Raw genomic sequence first — 18,144 nt, forward strand, 5'->3', positions numbered from 1 at the left:
ATAGTTCGAGTTTGTCAGAAGCAAGAGAGTGCTCATGCCCGAAAGACGGGCCAAAGCTATCCACGGCTTTCTTTGGCACCTCCTTGTACAGGAAGTGATGAATTGAGTAGCGATTTGATTGAACGGCTGGCTGGCCAGACTGTGCCTCGCTATACCTCATATCCAACGGCTGCTGATTTTGACACGATTGAGCCGGCCGATCACGCGCGCTGGTTACGTACGCTGGAACCCGGCGTCCCTGTTTCGGTCTATCTGCACGTGCCATATTGTCAGAGCATGTGCTTTTACTGCGGCTGCCATACAAAAGTGGCTCGGCGGCAGGACATTATCGATGGCTATTGCCGCACACTTCTGGAAGAAATCCGGTTGGTTTGCGCCATTGTTCCGCGTGGTATGCCGATATCCCGCATTGCCTGGGGCGGGGGCACACCCTCCATTCTGGGCTCGGACGGGCTGGCAAAAGTGCTTGCAGAACTGCGGCAGCATTTCTGTCTGGCGCAGCTGACGGAACATTCGATCGAACTTGACCCCCGCCATATCGACATGGATTTTTGCGACAGTCTGGCGGCAATGGGCGTAAACCGCGTCAGCCTTGGCGTGCAGGACACAGACCCGGCGGTACAGGCGGCTATTGGCCGTGTGCAACCCATAGAACAGGTGGAAACGGCGGTCAGCACCTTGCGAGCGGCTGGAATACAAAAGATCAACTTCGATCTGATCTACGGCTTGCCCCAACAAACGGTAGAGAGCCTGAAAGAAACCTGCAATGCTGTTGCAGCCATGACGCCAGACCGCATCGCCTGTTACGGCTATGCCCACTTGCCCAAGCGGCGGGCCAATCAACGCTTGATTGATGAGGCGGAGCTGCCCGGCCCACGCCAGCGCCTCCAGTTGGCACAGGCGGTGACCGACGAATTAAGCCGCTTCGGTTACCAGCCTATTGGTATTGATCACTATTCCAGATTTGCAGATCCGCTGGCCAGCGCCGCAAGAAATGGTCGGCTGCACCGCAATTTTCAGGGCTATACAGACGACGACAGGCCAACGCTGCTGGGATTTGGAGCTTCGGCAATTTCGCAGTTGCCTGGTGGGTTTGTGCAGTCGCAAGCGGATATTGCAGCCTATCGCAAAGCGGTGGAAGCGGGCCAACTTCCAACCAAACGCGGACATGCTATTTCAGAAGATGACCGGCTGCGCGCCTCAGTCATCGAACAGATCATGTGCAATTTCCGCGTTGACCTGGCGGATGCCGCGGCCAACCTTGTTGATGAGCTGGCCTTGCTGCGAACTTTTGCGGCAGACCGGCTGGTGGAAATCCATGGCACCGTGTTGGAAATACTGCCTGCCGGGCGTCCTTATACGAGGCTGATTGCAGCAGTTTTCGACCGCTACCGCACCGAGAAAACCGAACCATTCAGCGGCGCTGTCTGACGCAGTCTTCATCCGACAAGGGTCGGCTTTCAGAATTTGTCTACCGGCTGACAGCTTTTTCAGATTCAGAGGCTGCGAACACGGCGCAAACAACATGCGCCGCAAGACAGACCAGAACCAGATAGCCGAAGGTTTCCAGCAACTCTTCGAAGAACATGCCCAGTTCCGGCCGCGCCATGGTCGGAGCGAATTTTTCTGCAATCTCGCCAGCGAAAAGAAATGCGGCTGCCAGCAAAAACGGCCAAGCCTGAAATTTGCGGAGATAGTCGAGAAATTGCGGCATCAATTGCCAGCGCAAGACAATGTAAGGCAGGGCTACAGCCAGAACAACCAAGGCTTCATGCAGGCGGAAAAGGTCGGAATTCAGATATTCGGTCACCGGGCCGGTGACCGGCAATTCCAGCTCACGCAGAAAGAACACCACGCACAATATCGATACACCGACGCTGGCCATCCGCCCGGCATCGCGCTGGAAAAACGCCGCCGCCGCAAAAAGCAAGGCGGCAAACACAAGAATGGCTTCCTGCATGCGCTCCAGCGGCCCTTCTTCCAGGGCGGTTGGCAGAAAGCCGTACAAGAACGCCAGATAGAGCGCCCACAATCCCGTCAGTATAAAGGTGGGAAGCAGCAGTTTCATAAACCGCACGCCGACAATGAACCTGTTCATATGCCCTCCATAGTATGTCAGCCTTATGAACGACGAGTGGTAAATAAATCAATAGGAAACGAGCAAATTCTCGTTAGCCGGCGATCAAAATTCCTAACGTCTTGTAAGGTAACAATAAGCCTGGACAGGGATCTTGAACTCTCGCCAATCGTCTGAAAAATCGCAGTCTGCGGCTCAGGAGCCAACTTGAACGCGCGTTAATGCCAGTTGCGGCTGGTCGCGGAAAACCCGGCATGAAGAACAGGATTTCCAAACTGAAGCTGGTGCCTATGAATCAATTAAATCGGTTGAACGAAATTTGTTTTGCGCGTTATCCAAAAGTTGTGAATGGGGTTTTGTGGCCATTTTCGAGCCCCGCAACGGCCGCAGTTGCCCACAACCAGGGGGCGCGTCTGGCGCATTTTTATCATTGAATTCAACGGGCTAACGGTACACTCGCGGCATTAGTATTACTTTTTTTCGGCTTACCTGCCGAAATGCCCTTGGCAGACCCTTTGCAATTGGTTACGCCTTATACCAACGCAACCTTGCGGCGCAGTATAAAAAGGTCGTTCAAGACCTATGGAAGCAGTTGTAGCATTAGGCGAACCATCGGAACTGTGTTCTGCACAGTCAGAAATGCACGGAAACCATTTATGCATGTTTTGATTATTGGCGCGGCTGGAATGATCGGCCGCAAGTTTCTGGATCGCATATCTGCTGAACCGGATGTACTTGGGCAGGAGATTGACAAGCTAACGCTGGTTGATGTTGTTGCCCCCACTGCCCCGCCCGAGTTTGAATCAATCACTTCAAGTCAAGCTGCTGACCTTGCCGATGCTGGTGTCGCCGCCCGGCTGATTGCCACACGCCCGGACCTGATCATCCACCTTGCCGCTGTGGTTTCCGGCGAAGCCGAGATGGATTTTGAAAAAGGCTATCGTGTTAATCTGGAAGGCACGCAGGCGCTTCTGGAAGCCATCCGGCTGGAAGGCCGTAACGCGCCTTACAAACCGCGCCTTGTTTACGCTTCATCGATTGCAGTTTATGGCGCACCCTTCGCGCCCACCATCTCCGACGATTTCGCCCTCTATCCGCTGACCAGCTATGGCACGCAGAAGGCAATCGGAGAATTGTTGCTTGCCGACTATTCACGCAAGGGCTTTCTGGAAGGCATCGGCATCCGCCTTCCCACAATCTGCATTCGCCCCGGCAAGCCGAACAAGGCAGCCTCCGGCTTTTTCTCCAACATTCTGCGCGAGCCCCTCGTTGGTCAGGAAGCTGTTCTGCCGGTGGACGAGAATGTGCGCCACTGGTTCACAAGCCCACGCTCTGCAGTCGGCTTTTTTGTGCATGCTTCCACAATGGATCTGGGGCCCGTAGGGCCGCGCATCAATCTCAGCATGCCGGGCCTTTCCGCCACGGTTGGCGAGGAAATTGAAGCATTGCGCCGCGTTGCAGGCGACGATACGGTCAAGCTTATCCGCCGCGTACCCGACCCGGCCATTCAGGCCATTGTTGCCGGATGGGCAACCAATTTTGAGGGGCGGCGCGCACGCGAATTGGGTTTCACTGCCGAAACCGACTTCGACGACATCATTCGCGCGCACATTGAAGATGAACTGGAAGGTCGCGTCGGCGGCTGAACTCACGCACGCAGCAAAGGCATTCTCATGAGCAATACACGAAAGGGCGAGGGCAAAACGGCCATCGTCACGGGCGGCGGGACTGGTGTGGGCAAAGCGATTGCCACAGAGCTTGCTGCTGCAGGTTATAATGTTGTTATTACCGGCCGCAGACTGAATGTTCTGGAGCAGACTGCAACTGATCTGGGCGGCGAAGGCACGGTCATTGCCATCGCCGCAGATATTTCCCGGCCCGACGATGTCGCTGCACTTTTTGAAAAAACCGTCGAGAAATTCGGCCGTCTGGACCTTCTGGTCAATAATGCCGGTATCAACGCACCGGCAAAGCCGTTGGAAGATGTGAATTTTGACGAGTGGAACGGTGTGGTCGCCGCCAATCTGACAGGTGCGTTTCTGTGCACGCAGGCCGCCGTGCGCCTGTTCAAAAGCCAGTCGCCACAAGGTGGCCGTATCATCAACAATGGTTCAGTTTCGGCAACGACTCCGCGGCCCAACTCCGCACCTTACGCCGCAACCAAACATGCAATAACCGGCCTGACAAAGGCCACCTCACTGGAAGGGCGCGCCTTCGACATTGCATGTGGGCAGATCGACATTGGCAATGCAGCCAGTGAAATGACGACCACCATTTCCAAAGGTGTCCTGCAGGCAGATGGCAGCTTTGCTGCCGAGGCCACCATCAGCCCGACCATTATTGCTGAAGCCGTGCTTTACATGGCAAACTTGCCACTGGAAGCCAATGTACTGACAATGACTGTCATGGCCAACAAAATGCCCTTTGTGGGACGCGGCTGAACCGCCAGTAAATGCCAGAAGCCTGACGTCCGCCAGAGACGTGTTGAAGCTGATGCAAGCATGAGTGCAGGGCAGCTTGCGCCAAAAATTATAAGAAACCAAAGATTAAGTGCTTGAAAAAGCACGATAGCAGGCAGGATCGGTGAAACTCTGCGGTACCTGCAGGAGGAAACAATATGGCATCTGTCGATATCGTCGACATACGGAAATCCTACGGCTCACATCCGGTCATCAAAGGTGTCAATATTGGCATTGAGGATGGCGAGTTCGTCATTCTGGTAGGTCCATCCGGGTGCGGAAAATCAACACTTCTGCGCATGCTTGCCGGGCTGGAGCATATTACGTCCGGCGAAATCCGGATCGGTGACAAGGTGGTGAACGACCTTCCACCCAAAGACCGCGACATTGCCATGGTGTTTCAGAACTATGCGCTTTATCCGCATATGACGGTCGCCGACAATATGGCGTTCTCGCTCAAGCTCAAAGGCGCCTCGTCGGCGCAGATTGAAGAGCGGGTCAAGCCAGCAGCGCAAATTCTGGGCCTGTCGCATCTTCTGGACAGGTTTCCGCGCCAGCTCTCCGGTGGGCAGCGGCAGCGCGTTGCCATGGGCCGCGCCATTGTTCGTGATCCGCAGGTGTTCCTGTTCGATGAACCCTTGTCCAACCTGGACGCCAAGTTGCGCGTTTCGATGCGTGCGGAAATCAAAAACCTGCATCAGCGCCTGACGACCACCACCGTTTACGTGACGCATGATCAGATCGAGGCCATGACCATGGCCGACAAGATCGTGGTCATGAATGATGGCTCGGTTGAGCAGATCGGCGCTCCGCTGGAACTGTATGACAAGCCGAACAATCTGTTTGTTGCGGGCTTTATCGGCTCCCCGTCGATGAACATGCTGCCCGGTCGTCTTGATCCGCAGGATCCGACAAAATTCATCACGAAGGATGGCGGGGTTCTGCCTGTTGGTCGCGTGCCTGCCTCGGCTATGGGCAAAGACCTTGTTTACGGCGTTCGCCCGGAAGCCATGACGCTGACCAGCAGCGGTGTTCCGGTAAGGGTGGTTGTGATTGAGCCCACCGGTTACGAAAGTCAGGTCATCGCGATGCTCGGCAGTGTCGAGATCATCTGCGTGTTCCGTGAGCGAGTTATGGTTTCGCCCGGCGACACATTGCACGTGGCAATCGACCCACAGGCCATTCACCTGTTTGACGCGCAAAGTGGTCAGCGTCTGGTGGACTGATTGACTGCAGGGGCAGCACCGCCTGCCCTTTCACACTCCAGGCCATGCTCGCGTTCGGGAGCGATCATGGCAGTAAATCCGCAAATCCCGAATGTTGGGAGGAAATGACATGAGTATTACACGCAGAAAGCTTCTTGCAGGTTCGGCTGGTCTTGCCGCCGGATTAACGCTTGGCGGTGGAAAATTCGGCATTGGCAACGCCTTTGCGCAGGTTGCCGAACCCACATATACACCGGAAGCAGGCGCCAGCCTGCGTGTTCTGCGCTGGGTGCCTTTTGTTCCGGGTGAGGAAGAAGCCTTTCTTGCCAACACTCGCCGGTTCACTGAAGCAACCGGCGTTGAAGTGCGCATCGACAAGGAAAGCTGGGAAGATGTGCGGCCGAAGGCGGCCGTTGCGGCCAATGTCGGCTCCGGCCCGGACCTTGTCATGAGCTGGTTTGATGACCCGCAGCAATATCCTGACAAGCTGGTGGATCTGACCGAGCTTGGCGAATATCTGGGCGCCCGTGATGGTGGCTGGTATCCGGGCCTGGAAGGCTATGCCAAGCGCGATGACAAATTCATCGCCCTGCCGCTCTGCGCAATCGGCAACGCCATCTGCTACCGCGACAGCCACATGAAGGCTGCAGGCTTCAGCGAATTTCCGAATGACACTGCAGGCTTCCTTGAACTCTGCAAGGCGCTGCAGGCCAATGGCACGCCCGCTGGCTTCCCGCATGGTAAAGCGGTGGGCGATGGCAACAACTACGCCCACTGGCTGTTGTGGAGCCATGGCGGCAAAATGGTCGATGAAAACGGCAATGTCACCATCAACAGCCCTGAAACACTGGCGGCAATTGCCTATGCTCAGGAACTGTACAAGACCTTTATTCCGGGTACGGAAAGCTGGCTCGACGTGAACAACAACCGCGCCTTCCTGGCCGGTCAGGTTTCGCTGACAGCCAACGGCGTTTCCATGTACTACGCCGCAACCAACGATCCGGCTATGGCCGAGCTTGCAGAAGACATGCGAAGCGTCAACCTGCCCATCGGCCCGGTTGGTGAATCGGTGGAACTGCACCAGACCTCAACCATCTCGGTGTTCAGCCACACCAAGTTCCCGGAAGCTGCAAAAGCCTATCTGAAGTTCATCTATCAGAATGATGCGATGAATGACTGGATCGAGGGCGCCAGCGCCTATTGCTGCCAGCCATTGCGGGTTTACGAAAGCAACCCGGTCTGGACCTCGAATCCGATCCACGAGTCCTACTCGCGCGCTTCCGCCAGCCTGCGTCCAAACGGCTATGCCGGTCCGCTGGGCGCCGCCTCTGCCGGCACAATGGCAGATTATGTGCTGGTCGACATGTTCGCCGAGGCAGTAACAGGTCGCAGCTCTCCGGAAGACGCGATTGCAAGCGCTGAACGCCGTACGGCACGCTACTACCGCTAAGCGGCATCATTTGAAGGAGTCGCAGATCCAGTCTGCGGCTCCCTCAAAAGCGTAAAACAAATTCGCAGCGAGACCCGGGGATCAAAAGATGTCCAGTATTAAAACGGCGTCAAAACCGTCCTTCTTAGACCGGCTTTCGCAAAGCCGAAACGGCCTCGGGCTGTTGTTCATGCTTCCCGCGGCAGTGTTCCTTCTGTGTTTTCTAACATACCCGCTGGCGCTTGGCGTCTGGCTGGGTTTCACGGATACGCGCATCGGCAGGCCTGGAATTTTTATCGGCCTTGAAAATTATCTGTATCTCTTCGAAGATTCCGTATTCTGGCTTTCGGTGTTCAACACGCTTTTGTACACAACGGTCGCCTCGGTTCTGAAATTTGGCCTGGGCCTCTGGCTGGCCATTCTGCTGAATGAGCATCTGCCGTTCAAAAACCTGTTCCGAGCCATCATCCTTCTGCCCTGGGTGGTGCCGACAGTGCTTTCGGCGCTGGCATTCTGGTGGATTTTCGACAGTCAGTTCTCGATCATCTCATGGGTGCTGATGCAGTGGGGAATTCTGGATGCGCCGATCAACTTCCTGGGCGATCCCAATACCGCACGCGCTTCCGTTATTGCCGCCAATGTCTGGCGCGGCATTCCCTTTGTTGCCATTTCGCTTCTGGCGGGCCTGCAAACCATTCCGCAATCCCTGCATGAGGCCGCGGCATTGGATGGCGCAACATCGTGGCAGCGGTTCCGCAATGTCACCCTGCCGCTTCTGACGCCCATTATCGCGGTTGTCATGACATTTTCGGTGCTGTTCACCTTCACCGATTTCCAGCTCATCTATGTGCTGACACGCGGCGGCCCGGTCAACGCAACACACCTGATGGCAACGCTGTCATTCCAGCGCGGCATTCCCGGTGGGCAGTTGGGAGAAGGCGCGGCCATTGCCGTGGCGATGATACCCTTCCTGCTCGCTGCCATTCTATTCAGCTTCTTTGGCCTGCAACGCCGCAAATGGCAGCAGGGCGGTACGGACTGAGGATCAACATTATGACAAACACAACCCAGACCACCGCATCTCCGGAAGTCGATGACATTGTTGGCATGGCGCATCACGACACTTTGGCCAGGCGCATACTCGTCATCTATCTGCCACTTGCGGTGTTTGTCTTCGTGCTGCTGTTTCCATTTTACTGGATGGCAATCACCGCAGTAAAACCCAACAATCAGTTGACGGACTACAACACCTACAGCCCTTTCTGGGTGGTGCAGCCAACACTGGACCACATTCGCTACCTGTTGTTTGAAACCTCCTATCCCGGCTGGCTGTGGAACACGATGATCGTGGCGGTTGCCTCCACCTTCATCTCACTCGCAGCTTCGGTTTTTGCCGCCTATGGCATTGAACGGGTGCGGTTCAGCGGCGCACGTGTAACCGGATTGATGATTTTTCTGGCCTATCTTGTGCCACCATCCATCCTGTTCATTCCACTGGCCTTCATCGTGTTTCAGGCGGGCATCTTCGACTCTCGCCTGGCATTGATCCTGACTTACCCGACATTCCTGATCCCGTTCTGCACATGGCTTCTGATGGGCTATTTCCGCTCCATTCCGTTTGAGCTGGAAGAGAGTGCATTGGTCGATGGTGCAACCCGCTGGCAGATTTTGACCAAAATCATCCTGCCACTGGCGGTGCCGGGTCTGATTTCGGCAGGTATCTTTGCCTTCACACTGTCCTGGAATGAATTCATCTACGCACTGACATTCATTCAATCGTCGGAAAACAAGACCATTCCGGTTGGCGTGCTGACGGAACTTGTGCGTGGCGACGTGTATGAATGGGGATCGCTTATGGCGGGTGCGCTGCTTGGCTCGCTGCCAGTGGTCATCCTCTACTCATTCTTCGTGGATTACTACGTATCGTCCATGACCGGTGCCGTGAAAGAATAGCTTTACCCGCATGGGAGCGGAAGACTTCCGGCGGGCAACTGCCGGGAGTTTTTTATTGCCTGATCACCGGAAGAATTGCCTCACAACACGCTGCGAATGGCAAAGCTGGAATTGATGCGCAGCACGCCGGGCAGGCTGGACAATATTTCCTTGTGCACCCGCTCATAGTCACCAGCACCGCCCACTTCCACCCGCAGGAGGTAGTCCTCCTCGCCGGTCATCAGATAGCACTCACGAATTTCCGGATGTTTCAAAACCTCCGCTTCAAACCGGTTCAGCACCTCTTCTGTTTGCCGCTCAAGGCTGATCCGCACGATGACCACGTGCACTTCGTCTGTGCCGGGGCCAGCCACCAGCGCCGTGTAACCGCGAATAACGCGGTTCTGCTCCAATATCTGCACCCGGCGCAGACAAGCGGAGGGTGAAAGCCCGACTTCCTGAGCCAATGCCAGGTTGGTCAGGCGGCCATTGCGCCGCAAGGCGCGCAATATTGCGCGGTCAAGTCTGTCAACGCTGTGCATGAATCTGCCACCAATTCGAATTATATGCGAAAATGACGTCATATTTAGCATATATCATCGAAAAATTCACGTACATTCGGCCATTCTTCGGACATTCTTCCTATAGCTTTCCTTTTGCGACGGGATGTTCGCCAATGATCGATTCCGGCCCTTCCACAGCGGTGACGCCCGGCAACGACGCTGCGTGGCGCACGTCGCCCGAAACGCTTGCCAGTGCCGGTCTGCTGATTGTCGATCTGGCGGCGGTTCGCCACAATTACCGGCTGCTGCGGGCGCAGGCGAAAGGTGCTGCCGTCGGTGGCGTGGTCAAGGCGGATTCCTACGGGCTTGGTGCCGGCAAAATTGCGCCCGTTCTCTGGGATGAAGGCTGCAGAAGCTTTTTTGTCGCGCAATTGTGCGAGGCGCTGGCGCTCAAGCCCATATTGCCGCCAGAAGCGGAAATATTCGTTCTGAATGGTGTTCGGCCTGGCGCAGAAAGCCTTGCGGCTGATGCCGGCGTCATTCCCGTGCTGAATTCGCTGGAAGACATTGCGGCCTGGACGCGAGAGGGCCAACGGCGTGGAAAACCCCTCCCCGCTGCCATTCAACTGGATTCCGGCATGTCACGCCTTGGCATGCCGCCGGCGGATGTTGATGCATTGCGCCAGAACCCGGAGCTTCTTTCCGGCATGGATTTGCAGTTGATCATGAGCCATCTTGCCTGTGCTGATGAGCCGGACCACGGCGCCAATCATGCGCAGTTGCAGGCTTTTCGTGCCCTTGAACAAGCATTTCCGGCGGCGCGGCGGTCGCTGGCAAACTCCGCCGGCATTTTCCTGGGACAGGACTGGCGGTTTGACCTGGTGCGGCCCGGTATTGCGCTGTATGGCGGCGCGCCCTTCGACCACAGGCCAAACCCCATGAGTGCCGTGGTGCGGCTGGAAACCCGCATCACCCAAATTCGCGAGGTGCCCGCAGGCGTTGGCATAGGCTACGGTTTCACCCGCATGGCTGATGCCCCGATGCGCCTTGCCACACTTGGCATGGGTTATGCGGATGGCTGGCATCGCAGGCTTGCCGGCGGGGCAGTCTGGTTCAATGGCAAACGGCTGCCCTTTGCCGGCCGGATTTCCATGGACAGCATCATTCTGGACGCAACCGACGCGCCTGATCTGCAAGCCGGAGACTGGGTGGAAGTCATCGGCAAGCACCAGACACTTGAACATGTTGCCGCTGAAGCGGGCACGATTTCCTACGAAGTCCTGACCTCGCTCGGTCACCGGTTCAGCCGGTATTTTGTCGATGGAGCCTGACAAATGAAAATTGCAATTCTTGGTGGCGGCGTCATCGGTGTCACTTCGGCCTGGTATCTGGCCAAGGCCGGACATGAGGTCACGGTGATCGAACGGCAGAAAGGCGCGGCGCTGGAAACCAGCTTCGCCAATGCCGGTCAGGTCTCATTCGGCTACAGTTCGCCATGGGCGGCGCCCGGCATACCGATGAAGGCGATGAAGTGGCTGTTCATGCAGCATGCGCCTCTGATTTTGCGCCCTAATTTCGATACGGCCATGCTCAACTGGCTGGTGCGCATGCTGGCAAACTGCACAACTGAAGCTTACGCAGTGAACAAAAGCCGCATGCTGCGGATTTCCAATTACAGCCGCGAATGCCTGATGGAACTGCGCAATGAAACAGGCATCACCTATGATGCCCGGCAACAGGGCACTTTGCAGCTTTTCCGATATGAGTCGCAGGTGGAAGCCTCGGCCAAGGACATCAAGGCGCTGGCGGCAGACGGTGTGGCATTTGAGGTTCTGGATCGGGACGAGTGCATTAAGGCAGAGCCGGCCCTGGCCCGCTCCCGCGATAAAATTGCCGGTGGTCTGCGCACTCCGAATGATGAAACCGGCGATTGCTTCAAATTCACCCAGTCACTGGCGCAAATGGCCGCTGAAGCGGGCGTTACATTTCAGTATGGCAGCGAGATCAAGTCGCTTTTGACCGAAGGCGGACGCGCAACCGGGGTCCTGACGGACAAAGGCCCGCAAAAATTTGATGCGGTGGTGGTCGCGCTGGGCAGTTACTCCCCGGCCCTGGTTCGCCCCCTCGGCGTGCGAATTCCGGTCTATCCGGTCAAGGGATATTCGCTCACCATTCCCATCCGCGACTATGCGCTGGCGCCTGAATCCACCGTCATGGATGAAACTTACAAGATTGCGATAACCCGTTTGGGTGATCGGATCCGGGTGGGCGGAATGGCGGAAATTTCCGGCTTTACCAAAGACCTGCCAGAGGCACGCCGCAAGACACTGGAGCACTCGGTGACAGACCTGTTTCCCGGTGGTGATGTGGCGGCGGCGCAGTTCTGGACAGGCCTGCGCCCGATGACACCTGACGGAACACCGATTATCGGCAAGACCAAAGTTGAAAACCTGTATCTCAATACCGGGCATGGCACGCTTGGCTGGACCATGAGCTGCGGCTCAAGCCGGCTTCTGGCAGACATTGTCAGCGGCAAACCAACAGACATCAGCATCGATAGTCTGTCTGCCGACCGATATAAGGCAAATGGCTGAAAGCAATTTCGGCAAAACTGGTTCAGGTTGTTTTGCGTTTTGTTCTGACGCAAAGACAGGATTTGCGCGTGCGCAATGCAATATTGGCATGCTATATTCTCACCTGAAATGAAGTGGCGACTGCGGCCCTTAAAGTCGGTCGCCACTTAAAACAGTTGTTTGTCATGCATTTATGCAAAGTCGGATGTTCATCATGTGCCGATGCATGGGTGCTAAAGCGGGTTACAAAATGGCGCCAATTGAACAAGGGCATCGCCAGCGCATTCTGATTTACAGTCACGATACGTTCGGCCTTGGCCATTTGCGGCGGTGCCGCGCCATTGCCCACAAGCTGGTTGAAACGTTCGAGAACGCTTCTGTCGTCATAATCTCCGGCTCTCCCATTATCGGCCGGTTCGATTTTGCCGACGGGGTGGACTATGTGCGGGTGCCCGGCGTGGTCAAACAGCCGGATGGCACCTATGCCACATCCAACATGTCGCTGGATCTGGAAGAAACGGTGCAGATGCGCCGGGCTATCATCATGGCCACGGCGCGCAGCCTGAAACCCGACCTGTTGATTGTGGACAAGGAGCCGACCGGTTTTCGTGATGAGTTGCTGCCAACCCTGCACCATCTTCGGGCCACCGGCACCAAAATCGTGCTGGGCCTGCGCGACGTGCTGGATGAAACCAGTGTGATCGTGCCGGAATGGGAGCGCAAGGGCGCTATTGAAGCGCTTCGCCAGTTTTACGACCATGTCTGGGTCTATGGGCTGCCGGAAATCCATGAACCGCTGGCGCCTTTTGATCTGCCGGAAACCTTGCGCAACGAGATTATCTATACCGGCTATCTGCGCCGGGAACTGCCCGCAGAATCCCGCAGCACCCGCTATCCCAGGCTTACGCGCAAACCGTTTGCCCTGGTAACCACCGGCGGCGGAGGTGATGGCGAGCAATTGATAGACTGGGTGCTTTCTGCCTATGAGCACGACCCAGATATCGGCATCGGTGCGCTGTTTGTGTTCGGTCCGTTCATCCCCGATGCGCGGCGCGGCTCGTTTCTGGAACGCATGTCCCGACTGCCCAATGTTGATGCCATTACCTTTGATTCCAAGATCGAGCATCTGATCACCCGATCGGAATGTGTTATTGCCATGGGTGGCTACAACACTTTCTGCGAAATTCTGTCCTTCAACAAACGGGCTCTGATCGTGCCTCGACGAAGCCCGCGCATGGAGCAGGCCATCCGCGCAGAGCGTGCGGCGGAACTTGGGCTGGTTTCGGTACTGGATGGCACCAAGCTGGAAACCGGCGTCAACCGCGACCCGCACGAAATGGCGCAGGCAATACGCCAGTTACAGAACCGGCCCAAGCCCTTGGAATCCGCATTGCCGTCGCTGTTGGACGGGCTGGAAACAATTGAAATCACTGCCCGTGCCTGGCTAACGGGCAAAGACCCGGCCATAACAGCGATTGCCGGCTGATTCATGGATATGAGATTGAGTGAAGACCGCGGAAAGCCGCGCATAGCCGTTATTGTCAAAGGCTATCCGCGCTTGTCGGAAACCTTTATTGCGCAGGAAATCCTGGGGCTGGAACAGGCAGGTTTCACGCTGGAAATCTGGTCGCTCCGCCACCCGACAGACAGCGCAAAACACCCGCTGAACCACCAGATACAGGCAGCGGTAAACTATCTGCCGGAATATTTGTATCAGGCACCTTTGCGCGTGGCGAAAGGGCTTTTTGCTGCAATGAGGCGACCGGGCTTTGGCCGGTTCTGCGCATTGGCGTGGCGCGACCTGCGCCGTGACCCGACGCCAAACCGCATGCGACGCATCGGGCAGGCACTGGTGCTTGCGCGCGAACTGAACCCGCAGATTGCGCAGCTCTATGTGCATTTTCTGCACACACCAGCATCCGTGGCTCGCTATGCCGCAATTTTGCGCGGCAACCGCTTCGGCTTTTCCGCTCATGCCAAAGATATCTGGACAACGCAGGACTGGGAAAAGCGGGAAAAAATTGCCGATGCAGCGTGGGGTGTCACGTGCACGCGGCAAGGTTATGACGAATTGCGCCGCCTCACTCCGCCGGATGCACCGGACCGGATCAGGCTGGTCTATCATGGTCTGGATTTGTCGCGGTTTCCCGAACCTCCGGTTCGTGCGACTTCAACGGATGGCAATCAGCCGAAAAGTCCGGTGCGAATTGTCACCGTTGGCCGAATGGTGGCCAAAAAGGGCTTCTCAGATTTGTTGCAGGCTCTGGCAATGCTGCCGGAACATCTTGCATGGCAGATGGTTCACATCGGTTCGGGAGAGTTGAAGCAAAGCCTGCAGCAGGAGGCCGAAGCGCTGGGTCTTTCAGACCGGGTGGAATGGCGTGGAGCAATGGCGCAAAGCGGAGTTATCGCCGCACTGCGAGACGCGGATATTTTTGCTCTGGCATGCCGGGAGGGCGACGGTGGTGACCGCGACGGCCTGCCCAATGTGTTGATGGAAGCCGCCACTCAGGAACTTGCGCTGCTATCAACCGCTTATGCTGGTGTGCCCGAACTGATCAATGATGGGGAGAACGGCCTTCTGGTTTCCCCTGCCGACCCGGCAGCATTTGCTCTGGCGCTGGAAAGGCTGATCCGCAACCCTGCGCTGCGGCGCAGCCTTGGCCAGAACGCCCATGCCCGCGTGCGAAATGACTTCGAGTTTCAGTCCGGCATCACCACGATTTCCGCCCTGTTGCAAATGCAGGGCGTCAGGCCTTGATGACCCGGCTGGTATCCGTGCCAAGACGTTCAAACACATTGCGCGTGTCCACGCCCAGCCGCATGGCACTGGCAATGGTGGCGTAGTCCACATCAGCGTGATCCGTGGCAACAAGCACCGCATCATAGCTTGCAACGGTCTGTGCGGTGATGGTTACGGATTGGCGGCCAGCAAGGGCCTTGTGCTCGCGAGTTACCGGAATTGTCGGCACATGCGGGTCGTGGTAATCCACTTGCGCGCCGCGTTGCTCCATTATATCCATCAGGCGCAGTGACGCGCTCTCCCGCGTATCCTCGACATTCCGCTTATAGGCTACACCAAGCAGCAGAATGCGGGCACCGTTCAGCCCGCGTTGAAAGCGTGCGTCCAATGCCAGTGCCAACACCTCGACAACGTGGGCGGGCATGGCTGTGTTGATCTCACCTGCCAGTTCAATAAACCGCGTGGCAATGTCATATTCCCGCGCTTTCCACGACAGGTAAAACGGATCAATCGGAATGCAATGTCCGCCAAGCCCCGGGCCGGGGTAGAATGGCATGTACCCAAATGGCTTTGATTTGGCCGCCTCGATCACCTCCCAGATATCAATGCCCATTGCGCCGTAAATCAGCTTCAACTCATTCACCAGGGCAATATTGACGGAGCGGAAAATATTCTCGGTCAGCTTTACGGCCTCTGCCACCGAAGGGCTCGAAACCGGCACGGTGCTTTGCATGGCTGCGGCGTAAAGCGCATTGGCCAATGTCAAAGCATCGACACCATCGCCGCCAACGACTTTGGGAATATCACGGGTGGTAAAGGCGGCATTGCCCGGATCTTCCCGCTCGGGCGAAAATGCCAGGAAAAACTCCTTGCCACTGGCCTCCAGCATCGGCTTGACCACCTCAAGCGTGGTACCGGGCCATGTGGTGGATTCCAGAACCACCATCTGTCCTTCACGCAAGTGCGCGGCAATCTGGCTGGTGGCCAGCCGCATGAAGGATAGGTCAGGGTCGCGCTGCGGTGTCAGTGGCGTGGGCACACAGATCAAAATAGCATCCGGCTCCCCCAGCCGGTCAAAATCAACCGTGGCTTCAAAACGCCCTTGCTCCAGCGCCTGCGCAATCGCGTCAGCGGGAATGTGGCTTATGCCCGTTTGCCCCGCATTCAACAGCGCCACGCGGTTGACATCAATGTCAAAGCCAAGCACGGGAAAACCGGCGCGGCACATAACAAGAGCCAGCGGCAGGCCGACATAGCCAAGGCCGATAATGCCAATGCGGGCGGTTCTGTTTTCAATTTTGTCGAGCAGGCTTTCAGCGGCAGGTGTCATGCTTACCCTTTGACCTCACCCTCATCCGCGGCAAATAGCAGTGTCGGGGCAGTAAATTCAACTGCAGGATGCAGTACCATAAGCCGAAGCAACTGCTCGACAAATCTCCAGGTGGCGCCATCCTGCACCAGATGGTGCGTCAGCAGGCCCAGCGGTTCAGACCCGGCCTCCTCAATCAGCCTGTCGATCAAGGCACCTACCGGCACCAGCCCACCGCCATGCTTCCAGTCAATCGGGTCGCAATGGGTGTTGACGACGGCAAGCCCGTGCATGCGCGCAGCCTTGCGCGGTTTAAACACCGAAAGCCCGGTGAAACCAGCGTCGGACAGATGCGGCAGCAGGTTGGGGTCAATTCGGTTCCATGGCGGCACCAGCACCGAAAGCGCCTGGGCGCCGAAACGCTGCATATGGTCGGCAAGGCCCTGTTGCAGCGCGGCCAGCAACATTGGCTGCGGCTGCCAGCCGAGTTCCTGCTTGCGCTCGCCCGCAGGTGCGTGGTTGCGGTGGTCCAGCCCGTGCATCAGCACGCAAACATTCTTCTGTTCACGCAGGGCGGAAACCAAGCCGTCCTTTACCAGCCTTGGGCTGGCGGCAATGGCAAGCGGCACGCCCAGTTTTTCACGCAGGTTCAGCATGCGGTGCAACTGCGCTGTGTCATCCGCCGCATCATCATCGCGCCACCAGAAGCGCAGGCTTTGTCCCTTTCCAGCCATTGCGTCAAGATGCTTCGACAAGCGGGCGAATGCTGCAGCATGCGCCTGAGCCAATGCCCCACCCGCCTCAATCACGCCAATGCTCCGTTCAATGCCGTTCAGGCTCAGGCTGGACAAGCGTGGCGGCAGGGCAATGGCCTCATCCACTGCCGCCAGCAGACCCTCGGCCGTCAACTCTTCACCCTTCAGCATCACGGCCACACCCGCCTTGGCAGCGCCTTGCGCCCGCAGCGTCTGTTCTTCTTCGCCCTGTGCCGCGAATGGCACCAGAATGGCAGGCACTTTGCTCACGGCCAGATCAAGCATGGTGTTGTAACCGGCCTGGCTGATGGAAGCCGCCGCACCTGCCAGAAGCTGCCGAAAATCCGGTCGGGCGCGTTCAACCACCACCCCGGCACCGGCTTTCGCAACAAGGGTGGCAAATTGCGCTTCCGGCACCGTGTCGCCAATTAAAATTCGCCAGCCGCGAACATCATCGCTTGCACCTGCGGCGATGGCGGCCTCAAACAACGGCAGCCCTGCAACTCCGCCGCCGCCGGAAACCACAACCTCATTCGTTGGCACCGGGCTCGTTTCGCATGCCGCGGCACGGTTGATATAGCCCGTATAGCGCAACAACCCGGCAAGTTTTTCACCGACCGGCCACGAAAGCTGCAAGGGCGTTGTCAGCTCATCGCCATGCACCAGCACGCCATCATAAAATTCATCCAGCAGCCTGTCTGCACGTTCGGCCTTTTCCGGGCGCGACGGCGGGTTCAGAATGTCACGCACCGAAGCCAGAATGGCAGGCGGATTCTGACGGTTCTTTGCCACCTGCAACAGGCTGTGGAACTCCTGTGCCAATTGCCTTCGACCAAACGGAAAGGTCTCGGTTATCAAAACATCCGGTTGAAACCGTTCAAATTCAGCAAGAACTGTTTGTTGCCGTCGCAACAGATAATCCGGGGTTACCAACTGGTTTTCCGCATCATACAGACGTGTAAAATCTGCGTCGATGCAGTGCACCGGAAGAAGCTGGACGAACTCAACCTTCGCGCCAGGCATCACGGTGGGCGCCGCGCGCCCGCCACTGGCCACCAGAACAGAATGTCCGGCTGCAGCCAGCCCATCTGCCAGCGCAGCCATGCGGGCCAGATGGCCAACGCCAAGCAGATGAGTCACCGCTATAAAAACCCGCAAA

Annotated in this window: 16 protein-coding genes; 12 read left to right on the forward strand and 4 right to left on the reverse strand. The window is 57.0% G+C overall.

Annotated features, from left to right (window positions below):
- The first annotated feature begins 102 nt into the window (after window positions 1-102).
- Entirely contained in the window at window positions 103-1,431 is a 1,329-nt protein-coding gene (gene hemN / locus FPY71_RS15645; protein WP_149301255.1) for an oxygen-independent coproporphyrinogen III oxidase, read from the forward strand.
- A gap of 40 nt (window positions 1,432-1,471) precedes the next feature.
- Here the strand turns inward: hemN and FPY71_RS15650 are convergent, their stop codons facing one another.
- A complete protein-coding gene (locus FPY71_RS15650; protein ID WP_149301256.1) occupies window positions 1,472-2,098 on the reverse strand; it encodes a hypothetical protein in 627 nt (208 codons plus the stop codon).
- Window positions 2,099-2,331: 233 nt separating this feature from the next.
- On the opposite strand from FPY71_RS15650, the gene FPY71_RS15655 reads away from it, so the two are divergent.
- The 7 genes from FPY71_RS15655 (at window position 2,332) to FPY71_RS15685 (ending at window position 9,123) form a co-directional block, all read left to right on the forward strand.
- Window positions 2,332-2,511 carry a hypothetical protein gene (locus tag FPY71_RS15655; RefSeq protein ID WP_149301257.1) on the forward strand — a complete coding sequence of 60 codons (180 nt, stop codon included), beginning with the start codon at window positions 2,332-2,334 and terminating at the stop codon, window positions 2,509-2,511.
- A gap of 222 nt (window positions 2,512-2,733) precedes the next feature.
- Window positions 2,734-3,723 (forward strand): D-erythronate dehydrogenase, encoded by a 990-nt coding sequence (gene denD, locus FPY71_RS15660; protein ID WP_149301258.1) that lies wholly within the window; start codon window positions 2,734-2,736, stop codon window positions 3,721-3,723.
- A 27-nt stretch (window positions 3,724-3,750) separates the two neighbouring features.
- Window positions 3,751-4,518 (forward strand): SDR family oxidoreductase, encoded by a 768-nt coding sequence (locus FPY71_RS15665; RefSeq protein WP_149301259.1) that lies wholly within the window; start codon window positions 3,751-3,753, stop codon window positions 4,516-4,518.
- A gap of 176 nt (window positions 4,519-4,694) precedes the next feature.
- Entirely contained in the window at window positions 4,695-5,762 is a 1,068-nt protein-coding gene (locus tag FPY71_RS15670) for an ABC transporter ATP-binding protein (RefSeq protein WP_149301260.1), read from the forward strand.
- A gap of 109 nt (window positions 5,763-5,871) precedes the next feature.
- Window positions 5,872-7,191 carry an ABC transporter substrate-binding protein gene (locus FPY71_RS15675; RefSeq protein ID WP_149301261.1) on the forward strand — a complete coding sequence of 440 codons (1,320 nt, stop codon included), beginning with the start codon at window positions 5,872-5,874 and terminating at the stop codon, window positions 7,189-7,191.
- Between the two features lie 88 nt (window positions 7,192-7,279).
- Window positions 7,280-8,212 (forward strand): carbohydrate ABC transporter permease, encoded by a 933-nt coding sequence (locus tag FPY71_RS15680; protein ID WP_149301262.1) that lies wholly within the window; start codon window positions 7,280-7,282, stop codon window positions 8,210-8,212.
- Between the two features lie 65 nt (window positions 8,213-8,277).
- Window positions 8,278-9,123: a carbohydrate ABC transporter permease gene (locus FPY71_RS15685; protein WP_425457906.1), complete on the forward strand. Its 846-nt coding sequence runs from the start codon at window positions 8,278-8,280 to the stop codon at window positions 9,121-9,123.
- An 80-nt stretch (window positions 9,124-9,203) separates the two neighbouring features.
- Here FPY71_RS15685 and FPY71_RS15690 read toward each other — a convergent pair whose 3' ends face one another.
- A complete protein-coding gene (locus FPY71_RS15690) occupies window positions 9,204-9,644 on the reverse strand; it encodes an Lrp/AsnC family transcriptional regulator (protein ID WP_149301264.1) in 441 nt (146 codons plus the stop codon).
- 134 nt (window positions 9,645-9,778) lie between these two features.
- Here FPY71_RS15690 and alr point away from each other — a divergent pair, with 134 nt between their 5' ends.
- The 4 genes from alr to FPY71_RS15710 all read left to right on the forward strand — a co-directional run bounded on the left by alr (window position 9,779) and on the right by FPY71_RS15710 (window position 14,939).
- Window positions 9,779-10,936 carry an alanine racemase gene (gene alr / locus FPY71_RS15695; RefSeq protein ID WP_149301265.1) on the forward strand — a complete coding sequence of 386 codons (1,158 nt, stop codon included), beginning with the start codon at window positions 9,779-9,781 and terminating at the stop codon, window positions 10,934-10,936.
- A gap of 3 nt (window positions 10,937-10,939) precedes the next feature.
- Window positions 10,940-12,199: a D-amino acid dehydrogenase gene (locus FPY71_RS15700; RefSeq protein WP_149301266.1), complete on the forward strand. Its 1,260-nt coding sequence runs from the start codon at window positions 10,940-10,942 to the stop codon at window positions 12,197-12,199.
- A gap of 229 nt (window positions 12,200-12,428) precedes the next feature.
- The gene (locus FPY71_RS15705) at window positions 12,429-13,664 is read left to right on the forward strand and encodes a glycosyltransferase family protein (RefSeq protein ID WP_246160611.1); all 1,236 of its coding nucleotides are present in this window, start codon (window positions 12,429-12,431) and stop codon (window positions 13,662-13,664) included.
- A gap of 15 nt (window positions 13,665-13,679) precedes the next feature.
- Window positions 13,680-14,939: a glycosyltransferase family 4 protein gene (locus FPY71_RS15710; RefSeq protein WP_246160612.1), complete on the forward strand. Its 1,260-nt coding sequence runs from the start codon at window positions 13,680-13,682 to the stop codon at window positions 14,937-14,939.
- On the opposite strand, the gene FPY71_RS15715 is transcribed toward FPY71_RS15710, so the two are convergent.
- Window positions 14,929-16,251 (reverse strand): nucleotide sugar dehydrogenase, encoded by a 1,323-nt coding sequence (locus FPY71_RS15715; protein WP_149301268.1) that lies wholly within the window; start codon window positions 16,249-16,251, stop codon window positions 14,929-14,931. The genes FPY71_RS15710 and FPY71_RS15715 overlap by 11 nt on opposite strands.
- A 2-nt stretch (window positions 16,252-16,253) precedes the next feature.
- Window positions 16,254-18,143 (reverse strand): glycosyltransferase, encoded by a 1,890-nt coding sequence (locus FPY71_RS15720; protein ID WP_149301269.1) that lies wholly within the window; start codon window positions 18,141-18,143, stop codon window positions 16,254-16,256.
- Window position 18,144 lies beyond the last annotated feature (1 nt).

The organism is Aureimonas fodinaquatilis (genome assembly GCF_008369445.1).
Classification (GTDB): Bacteria; Pseudomonadota; Alphaproteobacteria; order Rhizobiales; family Rhizobiaceae; genus Aureimonas; species Aureimonas fodinaquatilis.

Coding starts and splice junctions, on each gene's coding strand:
- FPY71_RS15650 (WP_149301256.1), bottom strand. CDS start 2,098: ATGAACAGGTTCATTGTCGGCGTGCGGTTTATGAAACTGCTGCTTCCC.
- FPY71_RS15655 (WP_149301257.1), top strand. CDS start 2,332: ATGAAGAACAGGATTTCCAAACTGAAGCTGGTGCCTATGAATCAATTA.
- denD (WP_149301258.1), top strand. CDS start 2,734: ATGCATGTTTTGATTATTGGCGCGGCTGGAATGATCGGCCGCAAGTTT.
- FPY71_RS15665 (WP_149301259.1), top strand. CDS start 3,751: ATGAGCAATACACGAAAGGGCGAGGGCAAAACGGCCATCGTCACGGGC.
- FPY71_RS15670 (WP_149301260.1), top strand. CDS start 4,695: ATGGCATCTGTCGATATCGTCGACATACGGAAATCCTACGGCTCACAT.
- FPY71_RS15675 (WP_149301261.1), top strand. CDS start 5,872: ATGAGTATTACACGCAGAAAGCTTCTTGCAGGTTCGGCTGGTCTTGCC.
- FPY71_RS15680 (WP_149301262.1), top strand. CDS start 7,280: ATGTCCAGTATTAAAACGGCGTCAAAACCGTCCTTCTTAGACCGGCTT.
- FPY71_RS15685 (WP_425457906.1), top strand. CDS start 8,278: ATGGCGCATCACGACACTTTGGCCAGGCGCATACTCGTCATCTATCTG.
- FPY71_RS15690 (WP_149301264.1), bottom strand. CDS start 9,644: ATGCACAGCGTTGACAGACTTGACCGCGCAATATTGCGCGCCTTGCGG.
- alr (WP_149301265.1), top strand. CDS start 9,779: ATGATCGATTCCGGCCCTTCCACAGCGGTGACGCCCGGCAACGACGCT.
- FPY71_RS15700 (WP_149301266.1), top strand. CDS start 10,940: ATGAAAATTGCAATTCTTGGTGGCGGCGTCATCGGTGTCACTTCGGCC.
- FPY71_RS15705 (WP_246160611.1), top strand. CDS start 12,429: ATGGCGCCAATTGAACAAGGGCATCGCCAGCGCATTCTGATTTACAGT.
- FPY71_RS15715 (WP_149301268.1), bottom strand. CDS start 16,251: ATGACACCTGCCGCTGAAAGCCTGCTCGACAAAATTGAAAACAGAACC.